This window comes from Massilia sp. GCM10023247 (genome assembly GCF_042653325.1).
Lineage (GTDB): Bacteria > Pseudomonadota > Gammaproteobacteria > Burkholderiales > Burkholderiaceae_D > Telluria.
Map to the genome: position 1 here is coordinate 132,395 of NZ_JBHSIB010000022.1, position 20,946 is coordinate 153,340.

15 protein-coding genes are annotated in these 20,946 nt (G+C 67.3%); 8 read left to right on the top strand and 7 right to left on the bottom strand.

Going from position 1 to position 20,946, the window contains the following annotated elements; all coding sequences use genetic code 11:
• Positions 1 to 57: 57 nt before the first annotated feature.
• Positions 58 to 2,370 carry an NADP-dependent malic enzyme gene (locus ACFPAH_RS17390; RefSeq protein ID WP_379747806.1) on the bottom strand — a complete coding sequence of 771 codons (2,313 nt, stop codon included), beginning with the start codon at positions 2,368 to 2,370 and terminating at the stop codon, positions 58 to 60.
• Positions 2,371 to 2,563: 193 nt separating this feature from the next.
• Here ACFPAH_RS17390 and thiL point away from each other — a divergent pair, with 193 nt between their 5' ends.
• Positions 2,564 to 3,538, top strand: a complete 975-nt coding sequence (gene thiL, locus ACFPAH_RS17395; RefSeq protein ID WP_379747809.1) for a thiamine-phosphate kinase — start codon at positions 2,564 to 2,566, stop codon at positions 3,536 to 3,538.
• 158 nt (positions 3,539 to 3,696) lie between these two features.
• Here the strand turns inward: thiL and ACFPAH_RS17400 are convergent, their stop codons facing one another.
• Together ACFPAH_RS17400 and ACFPAH_RS17405 are read right to left on the bottom strand one after the other, a co-directional pair.
• Positions 3,697 to 6,261 carry an EAL domain-containing protein gene (locus tag ACFPAH_RS17400; protein ID WP_379747811.1) on the bottom strand — a complete coding sequence of 855 codons (2,565 nt, stop codon included), beginning with the start codon at positions 6,259 to 6,261 and terminating at the stop codon, positions 3,697 to 3,699.
• Complete coding sequence (locus ACFPAH_RS17405) at positions 6,258 to 8,321, bottom strand: ATP-binding protein (RefSeq protein ID WP_379747813.1); 2,064 nt, start codon at positions 8,319 to 8,321, stop codon at positions 6,258 to 6,260. Before ACFPAH_RS17405 ends, ACFPAH_RS17400 begins: the two co-directional genes overlap by 4 nt.
• A 399-nt stretch (positions 8,322 to 8,720) precedes the next feature.
• On the opposite strand from ACFPAH_RS17405, the gene ACFPAH_RS17410 reads away from it, so the two are divergent.
• Genes ACFPAH_RS17410 through ACFPAH_RS17425 form a run of 4 tightly spaced genes read left to right on the top strand, consistent with a single transcriptional unit; the run spans position 8,721 to position 13,742 of the window.
• Positions 8,721 to 9,203, top strand: a complete 483-nt coding sequence (locus tag ACFPAH_RS17410) for a CinA family protein (RefSeq protein WP_379748169.1) — start codon at positions 8,721 to 8,723, stop codon at positions 9,201 to 9,203.
• Entirely contained in the window at positions 9,203 to 10,156 is a 954-nt protein-coding gene (locus ACFPAH_RS17415) for a metallophosphoesterase family protein (RefSeq protein WP_379747815.1), read from the top strand. The genes ACFPAH_RS17410 and ACFPAH_RS17415 overlap by 1 nt, the downstream gene beginning before the upstream one ends.
• A 32-nt stretch (positions 10,157 to 10,188) precedes the next feature.
• Complete coding sequence (locus tag ACFPAH_RS17420; RefSeq protein WP_379747817.1) at positions 10,189 to 13,044, top strand: M16 family metallopeptidase; 2,856 nt, start codon at positions 10,189 to 10,191, stop codon at positions 13,042 to 13,044.
• 26 nt (positions 13,045 to 13,070) lie between these two features.
• Entirely contained in the window at positions 13,071 to 13,742 is a 672-nt protein-coding gene (locus tag ACFPAH_RS17425) for a class I SAM-dependent methyltransferase (protein WP_379747819.1), read from the top strand.
• 105 nt (positions 13,743 to 13,847) lie between these two features.
• Here ACFPAH_RS17425 and glf read toward each other — a convergent pair whose 3' ends face one another.
• The gene (glf, locus tag ACFPAH_RS17430) at positions 13,848 to 15,002 is read right to left on the bottom strand and encodes a UDP-galactopyranose mutase (RefSeq protein ID WP_379747821.1); all 1,155 of its coding nucleotides are present in this window, start codon (positions 15,000 to 15,002) and stop codon (positions 13,848 to 13,850) included.
• Positions 15,003 to 15,371: 369 nt separating this feature from the next.
• On the opposite strand from glf, the gene ACFPAH_RS17435 reads away from it, so the two are divergent.
• Both ACFPAH_RS17435 and ACFPAH_RS17440 read left to right on the top strand, forming a co-directional pair.
• On the top strand, positions 15,372 to 15,689 hold the full coding sequence (locus tag ACFPAH_RS17435) for an ArsR/SmtB family transcription factor (RefSeq protein ID WP_379748171.1): 318 nt from the start codon (positions 15,372 to 15,374) through the stop codon (positions 15,687 to 15,689).
• Entirely contained in the window at positions 15,686 to 16,633 is a 948-nt protein-coding gene (locus ACFPAH_RS17440) for a cation diffusion facilitator family transporter (protein WP_379747823.1), read from the top strand. The genes ACFPAH_RS17435 and ACFPAH_RS17440 overlap by 4 nt, the downstream gene beginning before the upstream one ends.
• 336 nt (positions 16,634 to 16,969) lie before the next feature.
• Here the strand turns inward: ACFPAH_RS17440 and cysK are convergent, their stop codons facing one another.
• The 3 genes from cysK to tcdA form a co-directional block, all read right to left on the bottom strand.
• Complete coding sequence (gene cysK, locus ACFPAH_RS17445; RefSeq protein WP_379747825.1) at positions 16,970 to 17,905, bottom strand: cysteine synthase A; 936 nt, start codon at positions 17,903 to 17,905, stop codon at positions 16,970 to 16,972.
• A gap of 32 nt (positions 17,906 to 17,937) precedes the next feature.
• Complete coding sequence (locus ACFPAH_RS17450; RefSeq protein WP_379747827.1) at positions 17,938 to 18,597, bottom strand: FKBP-type peptidyl-prolyl cis-trans isomerase; 660 nt, start codon at positions 18,595 to 18,597, stop codon at positions 17,938 to 17,940.
• Between the two features lie 134 nt (positions 18,598 to 18,731).
• Positions 18,732 to 19,610 (bottom strand): tRNA cyclic N6-threonylcarbamoyladenosine(37) synthase TcdA, encoded by an 879-nt coding sequence (tcdA, locus tag ACFPAH_RS17455; RefSeq protein ID WP_379747829.1) that lies wholly within the window; start codon positions 19,608 to 19,610, stop codon positions 18,732 to 18,734.
• Positions 19,611 to 19,698: 88 nt separating this feature from the next.
• On the opposite strand from tcdA, the gene pdxH reads away from it, so the two are divergent.
• Complete coding sequence (gene pdxH / locus ACFPAH_RS17460; RefSeq protein WP_379747831.1) at positions 19,699 to 20,904, top strand: pyridoxamine 5'-phosphate oxidase; 1,206 nt, start codon at positions 19,699 to 19,701, stop codon at positions 20,902 to 20,904.
• The last annotated feature ends 42 nt before the right edge of the window (positions 20,905 to 20,946 follow it).

The following is a 20,946-nucleotide window of genomic DNA, read 5'->3' on the forward strand; positions in this document are numbered from 1 at the left end:
CAAGGGCAAGCGCGGCCACCGGACTTCCGGCGGCCGTGCCTGCAAGCTGGTCTTTCGTTACCGGCTCGACACCGCATCCACCACGCACAGCGCCGTCATGTTGACGATGCGGCGCACCGTGGCCGACGGCGTCAGGATGTGCACCGGACGCGCGCAGCCGAGCAGCACCGGGCCGATCGCGATGCCGTTGCCGGCCGCCGTCTTGAGCAGGTTGTAGGCGATGTTGGCCGACTCGATGTTCGGCATCACCAGCATGTTGGCGTCGCCCTTGAGCGTCGACTGCGGCATGATCTTGGCGCGCAGCTTGGCGTCGAGCGCCGCATCGCCGTGCATCTCGCCGTCGATCTCCAGGTTCGGCGCCTTCTGCTGCACCAGCGCCAGCGCGGCGCGCATCTTCTGCGCCGACTCGCTGTTGGAGGAACCGAAGTTCGAATGCGACAGCAGCGCCACGCGCGGGGTGATGCCGAAACGCTCGAGTTCCTCGGCCGCCATGATCGTCATCTCGGCGATTTCCTCGGCGTTCGGGTTGTCGTTGACGTGGGTGTCGAGCATCGCCAGCTGGCGCTCCGGCGTGATGATGAAGTTCATCGCCGCATACACGTTGGTGCCCGGGCGCTTGCCCAGCACCTTGTCGACGAACTCGAGGTGGGTCCAGGTGGTGCCGTAGGTGCCGCAGATCATGCCGTCGGCGTCGCCCTTGTGCACCATCATGGCGCCGATCAGCGTATGGCGGCGGCGCATCGCCAGCTTGGCCATGTCGGCGGTGACGCCCTTGCGCATCACCATCTGGTGATAGGTCTGCCAGTAATCGCGGTAACGCTCGTCGAAGTCGGGGTTGATGACGTCGAAATGCACGCCCTGCTTCAGGCGCAGGCCGAATTTCTCGATGCGCTTTTCCAGCACTTCCGGGCGGCCCACCAGGATCGGGCGCGCCAGCTTTTCGTCGACCACCACCTGCACCGCGCGCAGCACGCGCTCGTCCTCGCCTTCGGCGTAGACGATGCGTTTCACTTCCGCCTGGGCCGCCTTGGCCACCGAGAACAGCGGCTTCATGAAGGTGCCGCTGCGGTAGACGAACTGCTGCAGGCTCTCGGCGTAAGCCGCGAGGTCGGCGATCGGACGGCTGGCGACGCCGCCTTCCTGCGCGGCTTTTGCCACCGCCGGGGCGATATGGGTCAGCAGGCGCGGGTCGAACGGCATCGGGATCAGGTATTCCGGGCCGAACGACAGGTTGGCGATGCCGTAGGCCGAGGCCACGATGTCCGACTGCTCGGCATGCGCCAGGTCGGCGATCGCGTGCACCACCGCGATTTCCATTTCGCGGGTGATGGTCGTGGCGCCGCAATCGAGCGCGCCGCGGAACATGTAGGGGAAGCACAGGACGTTGTTGACCTGGTTCGGGTAGTCCGAACGGCCGGTCGCGATGATGGCGTCGCTGCGCACGGCCTTGGCGTCTTCCGGCAGGATTTCCGGGGTCGGGTTGGCCAGCGCCAGGATCAGCGGGCTAGGCGCCATGGCCGCCACCATCTCCGGCTTGAGCACGCCGCCGGCCGACAGGCCGAGGAAGATGTCGGCGCCCGGAATGACTTCGCTCAGGGTGCGCAGCTCGGTGTCCTGGGCAAAGCGCTCCTTGTCCGGGTCCATCAGCTCGACGCGGCCCTTGTAGACCACGCCGGCCAGGTCGGTGACGAAGATGTTTTCGATCGGGAAGCCGAGGTCGACGATCAGGTCGAGGCAGGCCACCGCCGCCGCGCCCGCGCCGGACACCACCAGCTTGCAGTTCTTGATGTCCTTGCCGACCACCTTCAGGCCGTTCAGGATGGCGGCGCCGACGATGATGGCGGTGCCGTGCTGGTCGTCGTGGAAGACCGGGATGCGCATCCGCTCGCGCAGCTTGCGCTCGATGTAGAAGCACTCGGGCGCCTTGATGTCTTCCAGGTTCACGCCGCCAAAGGTCGGCTCGAGCGCGGCGATGATGTCGACCAGCTTGTCCGGGTCGTTCTCGTTGATTTCGATGTCGAAGACGTCGATCCCGGCGAACTTCTTGAACAGTACGCCCTTGCCTTCCATGACCGGCTTCGATGCCAGCGGGCCGATGTTGCCCAGGCCCAGCACTGCCGTGCCGTTCGAGATCACGGCCACCAGGTTGCCGCGCGCGGTGTATTTGAACGATGCGGCGGGATCCTTGACGATTTCCTCGCAAGGCGCGGCCACGCCCGGGGAATAGGCCAGCGCCAGGTCGCGCTGGTTCAGCAGGCCCTTGGTCGCCGCGATGCTGATCTTGCCCGGGCGAGGAAACTGGTGGTATTCGAGCGCTGCGGCACGCAGTTGCTGGCGTAATTCTTCTTTTTTATCCGATGACGAATCCATGCTAGGCAGCCTTCCTGAACTTAGAGGGGAACTTCCAATTTTATCAGACCCACTGTTGCTGTCGGCTACGTATTTTCCACTCGCCGCAATTCCATCAGCTTAGCTAATAGGCGAGGCCCTCGAATTAGCTTGGCTTCTAGGCCTGCGTTGCGAAATCCGATCTGCTTGGCCTGCGTGCACGATAGAATCAGGGATGCTTTCCGAATTTGACCTCATCAAACACTATTTCCGCCGCGCCCGGGCCGGCCACGCCGTGCTCGGCATCGGCGACGATTGCGCGCTGCTGGCGCCCACGCCCGGCATGCAGATGGCGATTTCGACGGACATGCTGATCGAGGGCCGGCATTTCTTCGCCGGCGCCGACCCCCATATGCTCGGCCATAAGTGCCTGGCCGTCAACCTGTCCGACCTGGCCGCCATGGGCGCGCGCCCGGTCGCCTTTACGCTCGGCCTGTCCCTGCCCGGCGCCGACCCGGAATGGCTGGAGGCGTTTTCCGGCGGCCTGTTCGCGCTGGCCGACCTGCACGACTGCGAACTGGTCGGCGGCGACACCACCCGCGGGCCGCTGGCCGTCTCGATTACCGTCTTCGGTGAAGTCGCGCCGGGCCACGCGCTGCGGCGCGACACCGCGCGAGCCGGCCACGACATCTGGATCTCGGGCACGCTCGGCGACGCCCGCCTGGCGCTGGCCGGCTACTGGAAAGAGTTGACGCTCGCGCCCGACCAGCTCGCGCTGGCCGCGCCGCGGCTGCACATGCCGACGCCGCGCATCGAACTGGGCCGCGCGCTGGCCGCGCTGCCGGTGGCGCACGCCGCGCTCGACATCTCGGACGGGCTGGTGGGCGACCTCCAGCACATCCTGGACGCGTCGAAGGTCGGCGCCACGCTCGGCGTCGACGCGCTGCCGGCCGGCCCGGCGCTGGCGCGCCAGCCGCTGGCGCTGCGCCGCCGCTTCACCCTGGCCGGCGGCGACGACTACGAACTGTGCTTCACGGCGCCCTCCGCCCTGCGCGAGGCGGTGCTGGCGGCGGCCGCCATGGCCGGCACGCCGGTGGCGCGCGTGGGAACGATCGACGCCCAGCCCGGCCTGCGCCTGGTCGATGCCGCCGGCAAGCCGCTGCAGATGGACGTCAAGGCCTGGGACCATTTCGGCGACTCGGAGGCGTAGGGTGGGCGGCTCCACCCTGACGGGTGAATAGCCGCGCCATCGACGCCGCCCACGCGTTCAACCGGCTCCAAATACCTCGCGACATGCATCCGTGCGTTGAACGCGTGGGCGGCGTCAAGGCAGCGTGTACTCACACGTATCAGGTAGAGCCGTCCACCCTACCCCGTCCTTGGCACCTTGCGGTCGTCGTACGGCCCATGCTCCATCCAGTAATGCCGGAACGCCAGGCGCACGTTGTCGCGCAGTTCGGCGTCGTTCCACGGCTTCGTATAGAACTTGTAGATCGCCCCGCGGTTGATCGAGTCGAGCACGGTGCGCAGCCCGGTGTGGCCGGACAGGATGATGCGCATCGTGTCCGGGTACATCTCCTTGACCTTGCTGAGGAACTCGGTGCCGCTCATGGCCGGCATGCGCTGGTCGCACATGACCACCTGCACCCGGTACAGCGCCAGCAGTTCGAACGCTTCGGCCGGCGTCGAGGCCGTCAGCACCCGGTAATTGTCGCGCCTGAACAGGCGGTGCAGCGCGCTCAGGGTGTCCGCGTCGTCGTCCACCACCAGCAGGGTCTGGACGTTGCTGTCGTCGCCCGCCGGCTTGCTCGGGTTGTCCCGGTTCTCGCGCACCAGCTGCGCCAGCTGCGAGGCGGTCAGCGCGCGCGCGAAGTGAAAGCCCTGGATCTCGTCGCAGCGGTGGCGCCGCAGGAAGGCCATCTGCGCGCGCGTCTCGACGCCTTCGGCGATCACCTGCATGTGCAGGCTGTGCGCCATGCTGATGATGGCCAGCGCAATGGCGGCATCGTCGGGATTGGTGACGATGTCGCGGACGAACGCGATGTCGATCTTGAGCTTGTCGATCGGGAAGCGCTTCAGGTAAGCCAGGCTCGAATAGCCGGTGCCGAAGTCGTCGATCGCAATCCGGATGCCGAGCGCTTTCAGGCGCTCGAGCACCTCGATGGTGCGCTCGGCATTGGTCATCAGCGCGCTTTCGGTCAGTTCCAGTTCCAGCATGCCGGGCTCGGTGCCATGGCGTTCGATCGCCGCGCGCACCACGGCTTCCAGGTCGCCCTCGACGAACTGGCGGCTCGACACGTTGACGGCCACGCGCACGTCGCGCAGGCCTTGCGCATCCCATTCGGCGATCTGGCGGCAGGCCTCGTCGATCAGCCAGTCGCCGACCCGCACCACCATCCCCGTCTCTTCCAGCACCGGCACGAATTCGGCCGGGTACACCAGGCCGTAACCGGGGCGTTCCCAGCGCAGCAGCGCCTCCACCCCGCACACGCGGCCGGTCGACAGGTCCAGCTTGGGCTGGTAGTGCAGCACGAACTGGCTGCCGTCGAGGGCGCCGCGCAGGGCGATCTCGAGGTCCAGGCGCGCCAGCACCTGCACGTTCATGCCGGCCGTGAAGAAGCGGTAGCCGTCGCGCCCGGCCTCCTTGGCGCGCACCATCGCGGTGTCGGCGTATTTCACGAGCGTGCCCGGGTCGATTGCGTCGTCGGGGTAGACGGCGATGCCGATGCTGGCGGTGAGCACCGCCTGCTGGCCGTCCAGCTCGAACGGCGTCCTCAGGGCCTCGCGGATCTCGTTGGCCACGTGCGCCGGCTCGTCGCCCTGCCCGCGCGTCATGTTCAGGATCACGGCGAACTCGTCGCCCCCGAGGCGGCCGACGGCGTCGCGCAGGTCCATCACGCGCACCAGGCGGTTGCTGAACTGGCGCAGCAGTTCGTCGCCGAGCAGCGGCCCGAGCGAATCGTTGACGATCTTGAAGCGGTCGAGCGTGATGAACAGCACCGCCACGCGCCAGGCCTTGTCCTTCGCCAGCTCGATCGTCTCGCTCAGGTTCTGGAAGAACAGCGTGCGGTTCGGCAGGCCGGTCAGCGCGTCGAAGCTGGCCGCGTGCTTCAGGCGGCGCTGCGCCTGCAGGCGTTCGCTGATGTCGCGCGCCACCGCGATCAGGAGCTTGCTGGTGCCCGCCTCCTGCCACTGCCAGCTGATCTCGACCGGCACCGCGCCCTCTCCGCCGGCGCGCAGCAGCTCGGTCTCGGTAATGTCGGCCTCGTGGGCGGCGCCCTTGGTGGCCAGGTGGCGCTCGAGCTGGGCGGCCGTGGTCAGCCCCAGCGCAACCGGATCGATGCGCAGCAGGGCCTCGCGCGAGAAGCCGAGCATGCGGCAGGCGCCGTCGCTGACGTCGACCAGGGCCAGGCTGGCCGCGTCGACCAGGAAGATGCCGTCGGTGGTGGCGTCCATCGCGCTCCTGAAGCGCGCCAGGGCGGCGGTGCGCTCGCGCACGGTGCGCTCGAGCTGGACGCCGTATTCGCGCGACTCGCGGTGCATCAGGCGCATCTCGAGCAGGTTGCGGATGCGCGTCATCACCTCGACCGTGTCGAGCGGCTTGCCGATGAAGTCGCGCGCGCCCGCTTCCAGCGCCGCCAGCTTCTTGTCCGGCTCGGCCGTCACCACCAGCACCGGCAGCCAGGATTCGCTCTCCAGCGGTTTCAATGCCTCCATCACCTGGAAGCCGTCCATGCCCGGCATGTGCAGGTCGAGGATGATCAGGTCGAAGCGGTATTTCAGGTGCAGCGAGACGACCTGGCGCGGATCGAGCGTGCTGTAGACGTTCTCGTAGCCGGTGGTCTTGAGCAGGTATTCCAGCAGCTGCACGTTGACTGCCTGGTCGTCGACGACCAGCACGCGCGCGCGGCGGATGTCGGCCGGCGTGATCATGAGGCGGCGCCCCCGGCCATGGGCAGCTCGCTGCGCAGCGAGGCCAGCGTGCCGTCGATTGCCTGGTTGAAGCGGTCGATGTCGATCGGCTTGGTGAGATAGCGGAAGAAGCCGGCCTCGATGCCGCGCTCGACGTCGCTGGCCATGGCGTTGGCGGTCAGCGCGATCACGGGGATGGCACGGGTAGCCGGGTCGCGGCGCAGCTCCTTGAGCACGTCGAGCCCGCTCATGCCGGGCAAATTCAGGTCCATCAGGATGATCTCCGGACGGTGGGTGCGCGCCAGCGACAGGCCGAGCGGGCCGTCGCCGGCTGCCAGCAGGCGCAGGTCGGGCCGGAAGCGCACGATTTCCTCCACGAGTTTCAGGTTGGCGGGATTGTCTTCCACATACAGCAGCAGGTGCGGCGCGCCGTCGGCGCGGCCGGCCGCAGGCGGCAGCAGCGGCTGCGCGGGAGCGGCGATCGGCGCCAGCGGCGCGGTGCTGGCCAGCTCGATCGAGAACACGCTGCCCACGCCCGGACTGCTGGTGACGTCGATCGTGCCGCCCATCAGCTCGACCAGGCGGCGCGTCACCACCAGGCCGATCCCGGTGCCCTCCTGGGCGCCGGCCTCCTGGCCCAGCCGGTTAAACGGCTGGAACAAGGCGTCGACCTGGTCGGGGCGCAGGCCCATGCCGGTGTCGCGCACCGAAATGCGCAGGCGCGCCGGGCCAGCCTGGGCGCAGTCGAGCACCACGGCGCCGGCATCGCGGTTGTACTTGATGGCGTTCGACAGCAGATTCAGGAGCACCTGCTTGAGGCGGGTGCGGTCGGCCAGCAGCATCGCCTGCGCCTGCTCCGGGAACAGCACGCGGATGCCGCGCGCCGCCGCCTGCGGCTCGACCATCGCGCGGCACTCCTTGAGGATCTCTCCCAGTTCGACCGGCTCCATCGACAGCGAAATCGTGCCCGACTCCACCTTGGCCAGGTCGAGGATCTCGTTAATCAGGGTCAGCAGGTGCCGTCCGCTTTTCAATATGTGGCTGGCGAATTCCTTCTTCTGGGCGTCGGTCGTGGGCAGCGACTCGGAGGTGAGGATCTGGGCAAAGCCGAGGATCGCGTTGAGCGGCGTGCGCAGCTCGTGGCTCATCGACGACAGGAAGGCCGACTTGGCCTGGTTCGCGTTGCGCGCCTCGTCGATCGCGTTCGCCAGTTCCGCATTGGCCAGCGCCAGCTGCAGCGTGCGTTCGTCGACCCGGTGCTCGAGCTGCTCGTTCAGGCGCATGATTTCCTGCTGCGCGCGGGCGCGCTCGTGCGCCTCGCGCACGATTTCCGCATTCGAGCCTTCCAGCTCGCGCGTGCGCTGCTCGATCTCGACCAGCATCGCATTGAAGGAATCGGCCAGCTCGGCCGCCTCGTCGTTGCCGATGCGCGGCGCGCGGCGCGAATAGTCGCGCGTGGCGACGACCTCGCGCGCAATGTCGGTGATGGCCACGATCGGCGTCGTGATGACGCGCCCGAGGCGGTGCATCAGGAGCCAGGCCACGGCCAGCGCCAGCAGCGTCACGCCGAGCGCGATCCCGAGATAGTCGAGCGTGCGCGCCAGCAGCCGGTTCTCGGCGCGCAGCCAGACCGTGCCGACGGTTTCGCCGTTCTCCACGATCGGGCGGAACAGCGTCACGTAACTGCCCAGGCTGCGCGTCCCCGGCGCGCCCGCGCGCACCGGCAGCGCCGCCGGCGCGCCGCTTGCCACGTAGGAGGCATACAGGCGCCCGCGTTCGTCGTAGATGGCGGCGGCGTCGACCGTCGGCCGGGTGCGCAGCAGCGCCAGGTTTTCGCCGGCCAGGCGGGGGTCGTCGAAGGCCAGCGCGGCAGCGCTCATGTGCCCGACCAGCTCGGCCTGGGTCGACAGGTCGTTGACCAGCGAGCGCTGGAACGCGCGCAGGTCGTAGGCGATGATCAGGCCGACCGAGGTCAGGACCGCGGCCAGCGTGGTGAGCATGACGACGGCCACCAGCTTCTTGCGGATCGACGGCAAGGTGATCATGCCGCCCTCGTCGCGCGCCGCGCGCCGGCCGGCCATCCGGCCGGTCCGGCAACGCGGCAGCGCACTGCGCGCATGGCGCGCCAGGCGAAGGTCATCACGGTCGCGCCACCCGTGCGGGGAAGCGCGTGAAAGAATCACACGACATGAGCTCTATTGAAAAAAAACGCGGCAGGAAATGCCGCGATGCAGGATAGCAGTCCGGGTCGGCGTCGTGTCGCACAACTGATTATGCATAGGAAATTTCTTCTGCGCCGCACCCGGCCGCCACTCTACCGCGCCGTGTCGTATTTGGGTAGCGCGCGCCCGCTTCCCCTGCAAGTTTGGCGCACCGGTCACGACCGGGGCGCGCTAGAATGGACCATGCGCGGCAACCCTTGCCGCCGCCGCCGGCTGCCATCCGATGCCGCCGGCGCCCCTCACCTGAAGGAGCCGCACGTGACGAACGACCTGATCGAACTTGCAACGAAAGTGGGCGCGGCGCTGCAGGCCAAGCGCCTGGTGCTGGCCACGGCCGAATCATGCACCGGCGGCGGCGTGTCGCAGGCCGTCACCGAAATCGCCGGCTCGACCGGCTGGTTCGACTGCGGCTTCGTGACCTACTCGAATTCCTCCAAGACCGAGATGCTGGACGTGCCGGCGGCGCTCATCGCGCAGTTCGGCTCGGTAAGCGAGGAAGTCGCCGGCGCCATGGCCGAGGGCGCGCTGGCCAACAGCAACGCCGACGTCGCGGTGTCCACCACCGGCATCGCCGGCCCGACCGGCGCGGTGCCGGGCAAACCGGTCGGCACCGTGTGCTTCGGCTGGGCGCGCGCCGACAGCACCTATACCGAGCGGCTGGTCTTCCAGGGCGACCGCCAGGCGGTGCGCGAGCAGACGGTGGCGCATGCGCTGCGCGGCTTGCTGCGCTTCATCGAATAGTGCCGCGCCCGCGAGCGCCGGTGCGCCTGCTGCGCGGGACAGCGCTGCTGCTGGCCGCCTGCGCGCTGCACGCCGCCGCCGCGGCCGAACCCGGCGCGGCCCCTGATGCCCAGGCGGCCGTCACCGTGTTCGCCGCCGGCGACATCGCCCGCTGCCGGCACCCCGATCCGCGCTGGTCGGGCGCGGCCGACACGGCCGCGGTGGTGGCCGCCGGCCTGGCCCCGGACCCGTCCGCCGTCGTGCTGACCCTGGGCGACCATACCTACCCGCGCGGCACCGCCGCCGAATTTGCCAACTGCTACGACCCGACCTGGGGCCGCTTCAAGGACCGCACCTGGCCGGCGCCCGGCAACCACGAGTACTACACGAAGGACGCGGCACCGTATTTCGCCTATTTCGGCGCGCGCGCCGGGCGCGGCTACTACAGCATCCAACTGGGCCAGTGGCAGGTGATTTCGCTCGACAGCAACCTGGCGCCGCCAGCGCACGCGGCCCAGCTGGCCTGGCTGAAGGAGGAACTCGCGCGGCATGCGCCCGCGTCAAGCCCGCAGGCGCGGCCCTGCACGCTGGCATTCTGGCACCACCCGCTGTACAGTTCGGGCGGGCACGGCAGCGTGCCGAAGATGAAGGACGCCTGGGAACTGCTGTACGCGGCCGGCGCCGAACTGGTATTGTCCGGCCACGACCACGACTACGAGCGCTTCGCGCCGCAGGACGCGCAGGGCCGGGCAGTGGCAGACGGCGTGCGCCAGTTCGTGGTCGGCACCGGCGGCGCCTACCCCACGCCGTTCCTGTTACCGGTGGATCACAGCGAAGTGCGCGACGCCAGCCGCAACGCCGTGCTGCGCCTGCGCCTGTACGCCGGCGGCTACGACTGGGAATTGCTCGAAGCGACCCCACCTTCCCTGCCGAACGCTTCTCCGCCCGACCGCGGCAGCGCGCGCTGCCACTGAAACACACGACACCTCATCGCCAGGAGCATCACATGAAAACCCGCCCGCTGGTCGCCGCATCCTTGCTGATGGCGGCCCTGAATGGCGCCGGCGCGCAAGCCGGCGGCGCGGCCGCACCCGCCGCCAAGGCCAGCACCCGCAACACCCTGCCTGGCATCCCGACCATCGCCTTCGACAAATACACGCTGCCCAACGGGCTGCAGGTGATCCTGGTCGAAGACAAGCGGCTGCCCCTGGTCGCCGTCAACGTCTGGTACCACGTCGGCCCGGCCAACGAAGTGCCCGGCCTGACCGGCTTTGCCCACCTGTTCGAGCACATGATGTTCGCCGGCAGCAAGCACCTGCCGCGCGGCCTGGCCGACCGCCTGCTGGAAGGAGCCGGCGCCAGCGACAGCAACGGCAGTACCGACTACGACCGCACCAATTACTACGACACGGTACCCTCGAACCAGCTCGAGCTGGCGCTCTGGGTGCATGCCGACCGCATGGGCTACCTGCTCGACGTGCTGGACCAGAAGTCGCTGGCGAACCAGCAGGACGTGGTGCGCAACGAGCGCAGGGACAGCGTCGAAAACGAGCCCTATGGCATCGTCGAGGAAGCGCTGAACCACGCGCTGTTCCCGAAAGACCACCCGTACCGGGCCTCGGTGATCGGTTCGCACATCGACATCCAGAATGCAAAACTCGAAGACGTGCGCGAGTTCTTTACCCGCTACTATGGGCCGAACAACGCCAGCATCGTGATCGCCGGCGACATCGACAAGGTCAAGACGCGCGCCCTGGTGGCGAAGTACTTCGGCAGCCTGCAGCGCGGCCCGGCCGTGGTGCGTCCGAAGGTGGCGACGCCGCCGATCACCCAGGAAAAGCGGCTGGTGGTGCCGGACCGGGTCGAACTGCCGCGCGTCTACATGGGCTGGCTGACGCCGCCGGCCTACCAGCCGGGCGATGTGGAACTCGCGGTCGCCGCCCAGATCCTGGCCGGCGGCAAGTCGAGCCGGCTGTACAAGTCGCTCGTCTACGAGCGCCAGATCGCGCAGGACGTGGACGCCAACCAGGACTCGCGCGCCCTGACCTCGGCCTTCCTGATCGAGGCGACCGCGCGCGCCGGCCACACGCCGCTCGAGCTGGAACAGGCGATCGACGCCGAGCTGGCCGCGCTGCGCGAGCACGGGCCGACCGATGCCGAAGTCGAGCGCGCCCGCAACCAGATCGAGACGGCGATGCTGAGCTCGCTGGAAAAACTGGGCGGCGACGGCCTGGCCGACCAGCTGAACCACTACAACCAGTACACGGGCGATCCCGGCTATCTCGCCAAGGACGTGGCGCGCCTGCGCCAGATCAGCGCGGCGGATGTACGCCATGCCGCCCGCACCTGGCTGCAGGAGCGCGCGCGGGTGCTGGTGGCCGGGGTGCCGGGCGTGCCGGAACTGCCGCCCGATCCGCCGCTGCCGAAAGCGCGCGGCGTCAAGGCCGCCAAGGCGCTTGCGCGCGGCATCAACCAGGCCGAGGCCTGGCGCGCCCAGATGCCGAAGGCCGGGCCGCCACCGCGCCTGGAGCTGCCGCGCGGCGAGGCATTCACGCTCGCCAACGGCCTGACCGTGATCCACCACTACAACCCGGCGCTGCCGCTGGTGTCGGCCGAACTGGTGATCAAAAGCGGGTCGGACGCCAATCCCGACGCGCTGCCGGGCCTGGCCGGTTTCACGGCGCAGATGCTGCTCGAGGGCACGGCCACGCGCAGCGCGCCGCGCATCGCCGACGAGGTGGCGCAGCTGGGCGCCTTCATCGACGCCGACAGCGGCACCAACGCCTCGAGCGTGTCGCTGCTGGCGCTGCGCGCCAACTTCGGCGCCGCGCTCGACGTGCTGGCCGACGTGGTGCGCCATCCCGCCTTCCCGAGCGCCGAAATCGAGCGCCAGCGCGCCAGCCGCCTTGGCGAACTGATGCAGCAGCGCGACGACCCGGAACTGGTCGCGGCGCTGGCCGCCGCCGGCGCCCTGTACGGCCCGCGCCACCCCTACGGTTTCGGCCAGCTCGGCACCGAGCCCGCGATCCGCGCCGTCACGCGCGAGGATGTGCAATCGTTCTGGCGCCGCCATTACGTGCCGGCCAATGCCGCGCTGGTGGTGGCGGGCGACATCGCCCGCAGCGAACTCAAGGCCCTGGCCGAAGCGCGCTTCCTCGGCTGGAAAGGGGACGCCGCGCCGCCGATCAAGCCGGGCGAGCCGGCACCGAGCCGCGCCCGCGTGGTGCTGGTCGACCAGCCCGGCGCCGGCCAGACGGCGCTGCGCTTGACCACCATCGGCGCCGAGCGCAAGACGGCACTGTATCCGGCGCTCGAGGTCATGAACGCGGCCTTTGGTGGCCTGTTTACCAGCCGTATCAACCAGAACCTGCGCGAAGAGAAAGGCTATACCTATGGCGTCTACTCGGGCTTTCGCTACGACCGCACGCCCGGCCCGTTCGTGATCGCCGGCAGCGTGCGCGCCAACGTCACCGGCGCCTCGGTCGCGGAGCTGCTGCGCGAGGCCCAGGCGATGGTCGACCAGCCGCTCGATCCGGCGGAACTGGCGGGCGCGCGCAACGCCGAACTGCTGTCGCTGCCGAACCGTTTCGAGACCAACAGCGACATCGGCGCCAGCCTGGCCGAGGCCTTCGTTTTCGACTTGCCGCTCGATTACTACAGCGCCCTGCCCGCCCGCCTGGCCGCCGTCACCGCCGACGACGTGCAGGCCGCCGCCCGGCGCTACCTCGATCCGCGCCGCCTGGTGGTGGTGGCGGTGGGCGAGAAAAAACGCATCCTGCCGCAGCTGCAAAAGCTCAAGCTGGGGCCGGTCGAAGTGCGCGACAGCGAAGGACAAGTGCGCGCAGGCCAGGCGCAGCCCTGATAATCATGCTCAACAATGGAGACCCGATGACGGACCTGACAGATGCAAGCATCCTCGATTCCTGGTCGCGCAACAGCGCTCCCTGGATCACGGCGGTACGCGGCCGCGAGATCGCGAGCCGGGCACTGGTGACCGATGCGGCCATCGTCGAGACGGTGCGCGCGCGCAAGCCGCGTACCGGCGTCGACCTCGGTTGCGGCGAGGGCTGGCTGGTGCGCGCGCTGCCGGAGGTCGAGATGATCGGTGTCGATGCGATGCCCGGCCTGGTCGATGCGGCGCGGGAGGCGGGCGGCGGCGAGTTCCGGACCATGTCCTACGAGGAGATCGCCGCGGGCGAGTTGCAGTTGGCCGTCGATGTCGCCATCTGCAATTTCTCGCTGATCGGGAACGAAGCGGTGAGCGGCCTGTTCAAGGCGGCGCCGGGCTACCTGCGCCCGGGCGGCAGCCTGGTCGTGCAGACCGTCCACCCGCTGGCGTCCTGCGGCGATGCGCCCTATGCCGACGGCTGGCGCGAAGGCAGCTGGGCCGGCTTCAACAGCGGTTTCATGGACGCCCCACCCTGGTATTTCCGCACCATCGCCAGCTGGATCGCCCTGTTCACCGACCACGGCCTGCGCCTGGCCGAGATGCGCGAACCGGTGCATCCGGACACCGGCAAGCCGGTGTCGCTGATCCTGGTGGGTGAGCTGCCGGGCTGAACGCAAAACGCGTGGAGTCAGGACTCCACCCTACGAACTGAGCGTCAACAAAAAAGCCCGCCATGCGGCGGGCTTTGCGCTACCGGATGCGCCTTGCGGCGCATATCAGCCGAGGGGGTTGATGGTAAACGCCGGCATCGCCGCCTTGTCGCGCGCGCACTCGAGGAACTTGTCGGACGTGATCAGCGCTTCGTTGATCGTCACGTCCATGTCGAGGTAGCGGTAGGTGCCGAGACGGCCGACGAAGGTCACGTTGCTTTCCTGCTGCGCGAGGTTGATGTAGCGCTCGAGCTGCTCCTTGTCGCGCGCCATGCGGATCGGATAGTAGGGAATGTCCTTCTCTTCGCACTGGCGGCTGTATTCCGCGTACATGATCGACTTCTCGTGCTGTTCCCAGGGCGAGAAATGTTTATGTTCGGTGATGCGGGTGTAGGGCTGGGCGTTGTCGCAGTAGTTGATGACCGCGTTGCCCTGGTAGTCGCCGGTATCGCGGAAGGTTTCGAAATCGAGCGTGCGGTAAGGCAGGCGGCCTTCGGCGTGCTTGAACCAGGCGTCGATCGGGCCGCTGTAGAAGACGTGGTCGTAGTCCGCTTTCAGGTCCGGGTCGAAACGGGTATTCAGGTGCACGGTCACGCCCGGCTGGTCGATGATGTTCTGCACCAGCGCCGTGTATCCCTCGGCCGGCATGCCCTGGTATTTGTGGCTGAAATAATTGTCGTCGTAGTTGAAGCGCACCGGCAGGCGCTTGAGGATGCTTGCCGGCAATTCGCTCGGCTGCAGGCCCCATTGCTTGACCGTATAGGTTTTAAAGAAGGCCTCATACAGGTCGCGGCCGACGAAACGCAGCGCCTGCTCTTCGAACGTCTGCGGGTTTTCAATCGATTTATCGCCCAGCGTCATCAGGAACGCTTCCGCTTCTTTCGGACGGAAGGTTTTGTTGAAGAACTGGTTAATGGTCAGCAAGTTAATTGGCAGAGTGAAAACTTTACCATTGGTAATTGCTTTCACACGATTCACATACGGCTTGAATTCGCTATAGCGATTCACGAATTCCCATGCGCGTTCATTATCCGTGTGGAAAATATGGGGACCATACACGTGCAACATGACGCCGGTTTCGGCATCGCGTTCCGAATGGCAATTACCAGCCACGTGAGGGCGCGACTCGAACACTTCGACGGTATAGCCGGCCTTGGCCAGCTGGTTGGCAATCACAGCTCCCGAAAACCCCGCGCCAACGATGGCGATATTTTTTTTCATTGATCTATCCTAACGATGATTGGTTGTCCCTTGGCGCCCGGCGCAATCGCCCCTGGCCCAAGTATCAGACTGCATTCCGTATAACGATTTGTCCCCGTTGGCCATTCCCAAAAACAACTGGAGCTGAGCCAGAGAAATATTTTATTTAATTCAACGTTTCATCTCTGTCAGTGATGTCAACTGTTTGCATTTATTAATACATCGATAATTATAGTCTTCACTGCGATTTACCCCCCGTTCGATAGACTGGCCCGCAAGCCCCTGTCGAAGGCTGCGGGGCGCGCCTGTTTGCGCTGCCTCATGAATGCGTCCGCCTTGCCGAAATCGCGCGCTTCAACTAACATGTGAACAACTATTCACATGTTTATGATGACCCGACCCGACGAATCCGATCACGCCGTCGCCCAGGTGGCGGACCTGTTCCACCTGCTGGGCGACCCGACCCGCCTGCGCATCGTGCTCGCCTGCCTGGCGCAGCCGACGGCGGTGGGCGACATCGCTGCCGCGCTTGCCTTGTCGAGCTCGCTGGTCAGCCACCACCTGCGCCTGTTGCGCGCGGCGCGCATCGTCAAGGCCGAACGCCAGGGCAAGCAGGTGTTCTATTCGGCCGCCGACGCCCACATCAGCACCCTGCTCGCCAACATGTTCGAGCACATCGCGGAAACCCCCAACGGAATCGACCCATGAGCCACGACCACGACCATCACGATCACAACCACGGCCACGGCCACCATCACCACCACCACCACCCGGTGCCGGGGCACGGGCGCGCCTTTGCGCTGGCGATCGGCCTCAACGTGGTGTTCGTGGCAATCGAATTCATCTACGGTTTCATCGCCAATTCGACGGCGCTGATGGCCGATGCCGGCCATAACCTGTCGGACGTCCTGGGGTTGATGCTGGCCTGGGGGGCGGCGGTGCTGGCCAAGACGACGCCGAATGCGCGCTATACCTACGGCCTGCGCAGTTCCTCGATCCTGGCAGCGCTCGCCAATGCGCTCTTGCTGCTGCTGGCCTGCGGCGCAATTGCCTGGGAAGCGGCCCAGCGCTTTGCCGCGCCGCCGGCGGTCGAAGGCGTCACGGTGTCGGTGGTGGCCGCCATCGGCGTGGCGGTGAACGGCTTCTCGGCCTGGCTGTTCATGGCCGGCAGCAAGGGCGACATCAACATCCGCGGCGCCTACCTGCACATGGCGGCCGATGCCGCGATTTCGCTCGGGGTGGTGGTGTCGGGCCTGGTCATCATGGGCACCGGCTGGACCTGGCTCGACCCGGCGGTGAGCCTGGCGATCGTGCTGGTGATCGTGATCGGTACCTGGTCGCTGCTGCGCGAGTCGGCCGGCTTGATCCTGGCGGCGGTGCCGGACAGCGTCGACGCGGCCGGCATCCAGGGCTTCCTCGAGGGGCGCCCCGGCGTGGCCGAGGTGCACGACCTGCACATCTGGGCGATCAGCACGACGGAAACGGCGCTGACCGCGCACCTGGTCATGCCCGGCGGCTACCCGGGCGACGCCGCGATCGACGACATCGTGATGCAGTTACGCAAGGATTTCGCGATCCACCATTGCACGCTGCAGGTGGAGGAAGGAACGACCAACCACGGCTGTGCGCTGCACGAAGCGGCGGCCCATTAAGAGCGCAGGCCGCCTCCCTCCAGGGCCGCCAGGGACCGGCGATCAGAACGTGAGGAGCTCGCCGTCTGCGGGAACGCGCACGCGGTCCTGGGTGCCATGTTGCCTGACGTGTTCCCGCAGTTCCTTGCGGCTCAGCGTCATGTGATTGATCGCATCCATATGCGTCCAGACGCCGGTGTCGTTTCGGCAGCATTTCAAGAAGCGTTTTCAGGTGAGCCCGCGAGACTGGCGCCGGACCTTCGGCCAGGACCGGGCCGATGAGAGCGGACAGCCCGGATAGATCCGCTTGCAAACCAAGGAAAAGGCCGCGCCGATGCAGATCGAAGCGGCCCTGTCTCACCCCGCCAGGTTGGCGAACAGCGCCGTCGACAAATACCGCTCGCCGAACGAGGGAATGATCGTCACGATCAGCTTGCCCGCGTTCTCCGGGCGCCGGGCCACTTCGAGCGCGGCCCACAGCGCCGCGCCCGACGAGATACCGACCAGCAGCCCCTCCTCGCGCGCCGCCGCGCGGGCCGTCTCGAAGGCATGCTCGTTGCTGACGGTGATGACTTCGTCGTAGATGGCGGTGTTGAGCACCTGCGGCACGAAACCGGCGCCGATGCCCTGGATCGGGTGCGGCCCCTTGGTGCCTTTCGACAGCATCGGCGAGGCTTCCGGTTCGACCGCGATCGCCTGGAAGCCGGGTTTACGTTCCTTGAGCACTTCGCCCACGCCGGTGATGGTGCCGCCGGTGCCGATGCCGGCCACCAGGATGTCGACCTTGCCGTCGGTGTCGCGCCAGATTTCCTCGGCCGTCGTGCGGCGGTGGACTTCCGGGTTGGCGGGATTGTTGAACTGCTGCGGCATGAAGGCCTTCGGATCGGCGGCGACGATTTCCTCGGCGCGGCGGATCGCGCCGAGCATGCCTTCCGGTCCCGGCGTGAGCACCAGTTCGGCGCCGTAGGCGCGCAGCAGCATGCGCCGCTCGTTGCTCATCGTTTCGGGCATGACCAGCTTGCAGCGGTAGCCGCGCGCGGCGCACACCATGGCCAGCGCAATGCCGGTGTTGCCGCTGGTCGGCTCGACGATGACGGTGTCGGGCCCGATCTTGCCGGCCGCCTCGGCCGCCTCGATCATGGCCAGGCCGATGCGGTCTTTCACGCTGTGCGCCGGGTTGTGGAACTCGAGTTTGGCGAGGATTTCCGCGCCCCCTTGCTGCTGTCCGAGCTTGCGGATCCTGACCAGCGGTGTGTTGCCGATCAGCTCAGTGACGTCGTTTGCGACTCGCATCGTTTCCCCCGTTGGTAACAAACCTGACTGACTTATTTTACGCCCAGCAGTTCGACATCGAAGATCAGGTCCGTATCCGGCGGAATCATGCCGCCCGGCGCGCCGCGCTTGCCGTAGGCGAGCTGGCTCGGGATGATCAGGGTGCGCTTGCCGCCCACCTTCATGCCGGCCACGCCCTGGTCCCAGCCCTTGATGACCGAGCCGGCGCCGAGGCGGAATTCGAGCGGCTCGCGGCCGGCGTCGAGCGAGGAGTCGAACTTGCGGCCGCGCGCGTTCTTCGCGAACGGCTTGTGGAACCAGCCGGTGTAGTTGACGCGCACTTCCATGCCGGGCGCCGCTTCCTTGCCTTTACCCACGACACGGTCGATGATCTCGAGCTGGGGCCCGCTGGCGGCCGGCGGCACCGGCTGGGCCGCGGCCGCGGTGGCGGCAGCCTGGGCCGCGCTGCCGGCGGCATCGACACTGCCCGCGGCGGCCTGGCCGGCGGCCTGCTGCGAGCCGGCTGCCGCCTGGTCGGCGGCGCTCTGCACGCCTTGCTGGCGCCCGGCGACCGCGGCCTGGTCGGCATTGCTTGCCGGTGCGGCAGTCGTCTGGGGGGCGTTGGCCGGGGTCACGGCGGGCTGTGGATTTTGCTGGGCGTTGGCGGCGGCTGCAGCCAGCAGCAAGGCGACAAAGGTGGTGCGACGCATCATATGAGGTTCTTTCAATGACAGGATTTCAATGAACCTATGATAGCAAGGCTGCCAGGCTAGCGGTAGCCCGGGAGCGGCCGCGGCGCTGCGGTGCGCTCGGATTAAGTTGCCGCTAAGTTGCCACTCAGTTGCCCCTAAGCGGCCGCCGGCAGTTCCGGCGCGGGCGCCGCTGCCGCGGTCTCGGCCGCCTCGGCCATCTTGCGCAGCAGGTGGCCGGCCGCGATCATGCCGAAGCTGGCCGTCACCACCATGCTCGAACCAAAACCCGCGCAGTTCAGGCCGGTCACGCTGTTGCTGATCTCGCAAGCGTCCTCTGCTTCCGGATAGCGCAGCGGCTCCATCGAGAACACGGCGTCGATATGGTATTTCTGCTTCTCGCCGCGCGAGAAACCATATTGCGCGCGCAGCAGCTTGCGCACTTTCTTGAGCAGCGGCTCCTGCTCGGTGCGGGCCAGGTCGCGCACCTCGATCTTGGTCGGATCGAGCTGGCCGCCGGCGCCGCCGATGACGATCAAGGGCAGCGCCCGGTCGCGGCAAAACGCGATCAGGGCCGCCTTTGCCTTGACGCTGTCGATCGCGTCCACCACGTAGTCGAACCGCGGCGAGCCAGGGGCTTTACCGTCGATCATCTGGACAAGGTTGTCCGGATCGATGAAATCCTCGACCAGGGTCACCTTGCAGAACGGATTGATCTGGGCGATACGGTCGCGCAGCGCCTCGATCTTCGGCTGGCCGATGGTCGAGCTCAAGGCCTGGATCTGGCGGTTGATGTTCGACTCGGCCACGTTGTCGAGGTCGATCAGGGTCAGGTGGCCGACCGCGCTGCGGGCCAGCGCCTCGACGATCCACGAGCCGACGCCGCCGACGCCGATCACGCAAACGTGCGCCGCACGGAAGCGTTCCAGTGCACGCTCGCCGTAGAGGCGCGCGATGCCGCCGAAGCGGCGCTGGAAGTCGACTTCGTCTTCGGCTTCATGTTCAGGGGCAAAGATGTGGGGTTCGATCGTGTTCATCCCCCCATTTTAACGGACCCGTCTTTAGTAACTGCACTAAAATAGCTCTTAGTCAATCAAAAAACTTCCCTCTGTCAAAAATACGCAAATGAACGATTTCCTTCCCGACACCGCGCCCGGTTTCGACCAGCCGGTCGCCGTGCTCAAGCATTGCCACGGACGCATCCGCAAGCAACTGGCAACGCTCGAGCGGCTGCTGTCGCACCTGCCCGAGCATGGCGCCGACCAACAGGCGCGCCAGGCCGCCAGCGCCGTGCTGCAGTATTTCGAGAAGGCCGCGCACCTGCACCACGACGACGAGGAGCAGGACCTGATCCCGATGCTCAGGGCAGTGGCCCAGGGCGAGGACGCCGCCACCTTGCAGGCGCTGGTACCGGTGATCCTGCAAGACCACAAGGACATGGATGCGCTCTGGCAAGACCTGCATGAGCAGCTCACGGCCATTGCCGACGGCAGCGCCACCGCCCTCTCGAGCTCGACCGTGCAACGCTTCGCGCAGCGCTATACGTCACACATGGAGCGCGAGGAAAGCACGATGGCGCCGATGGCGCTGCGCCTGTTTTCAAGCGAGCAGATGCGCCAACTCGGAGAAGCGATGCAGCGCCGGCGCGGGATCGGCGACAGCGCCGCCGCGGCACCCGCTGCCGCCCCGGTCGGCGATGCGGTCGCCGGCCTGCGCAAGGATTACGGCCAGGCCAGCCTGAACGAAGACGAGGTGCTGGAAGACCCGATGCTGCAATTCACACGCTGGTTCGAGCAGGCCCTGGCAGCCCAGGTGAACGAGCCGAACGCGATGAATGTCGCCACCGTGGGAGCCGATGGCCGGCCCAGCTCGCGCATCGTGCTGGTCAAGCAGTTCGACGAGCGCGGCTTCACCTGGTACACCAACTATGACAGCCGGAAAGGCGAGGAACTGCGCGCCCATCCCTATGCAGCCCTGCTATTCTTTTGGAGCGAGCTTGAACGCCAGGTTCGCATCGAAGGCCGGGTCGAGCTGACCTCGGCTGACGAAAGCGACAAGTATTTCCACAGCAGGCCGTTGAAGAGCCGCCTGTCGGCGATCGCTTCCCAGCAGAGCGCGCCGATCGCGAACCGCGCGGCCCTGGAACAGAACTACGAAGCGGTCGAGGCGCAGGCCGGCGACGCGCCGGCACGCCCGGCGAACTGGGGCGGCTTCCGGCTGGTCCCCGAACGCATCGAGTTCTGGCAGGGGCGCCGTTCGCGCTTCCATGACCGCATCGTCTACACGCGGCAGGAAGACGGCAGCTGGACGCGGCACCGATTGCAGCCCTAGCCGGCAGCGTTGTCATCCCGCCGCCGGTTCGTTGATAGCCGG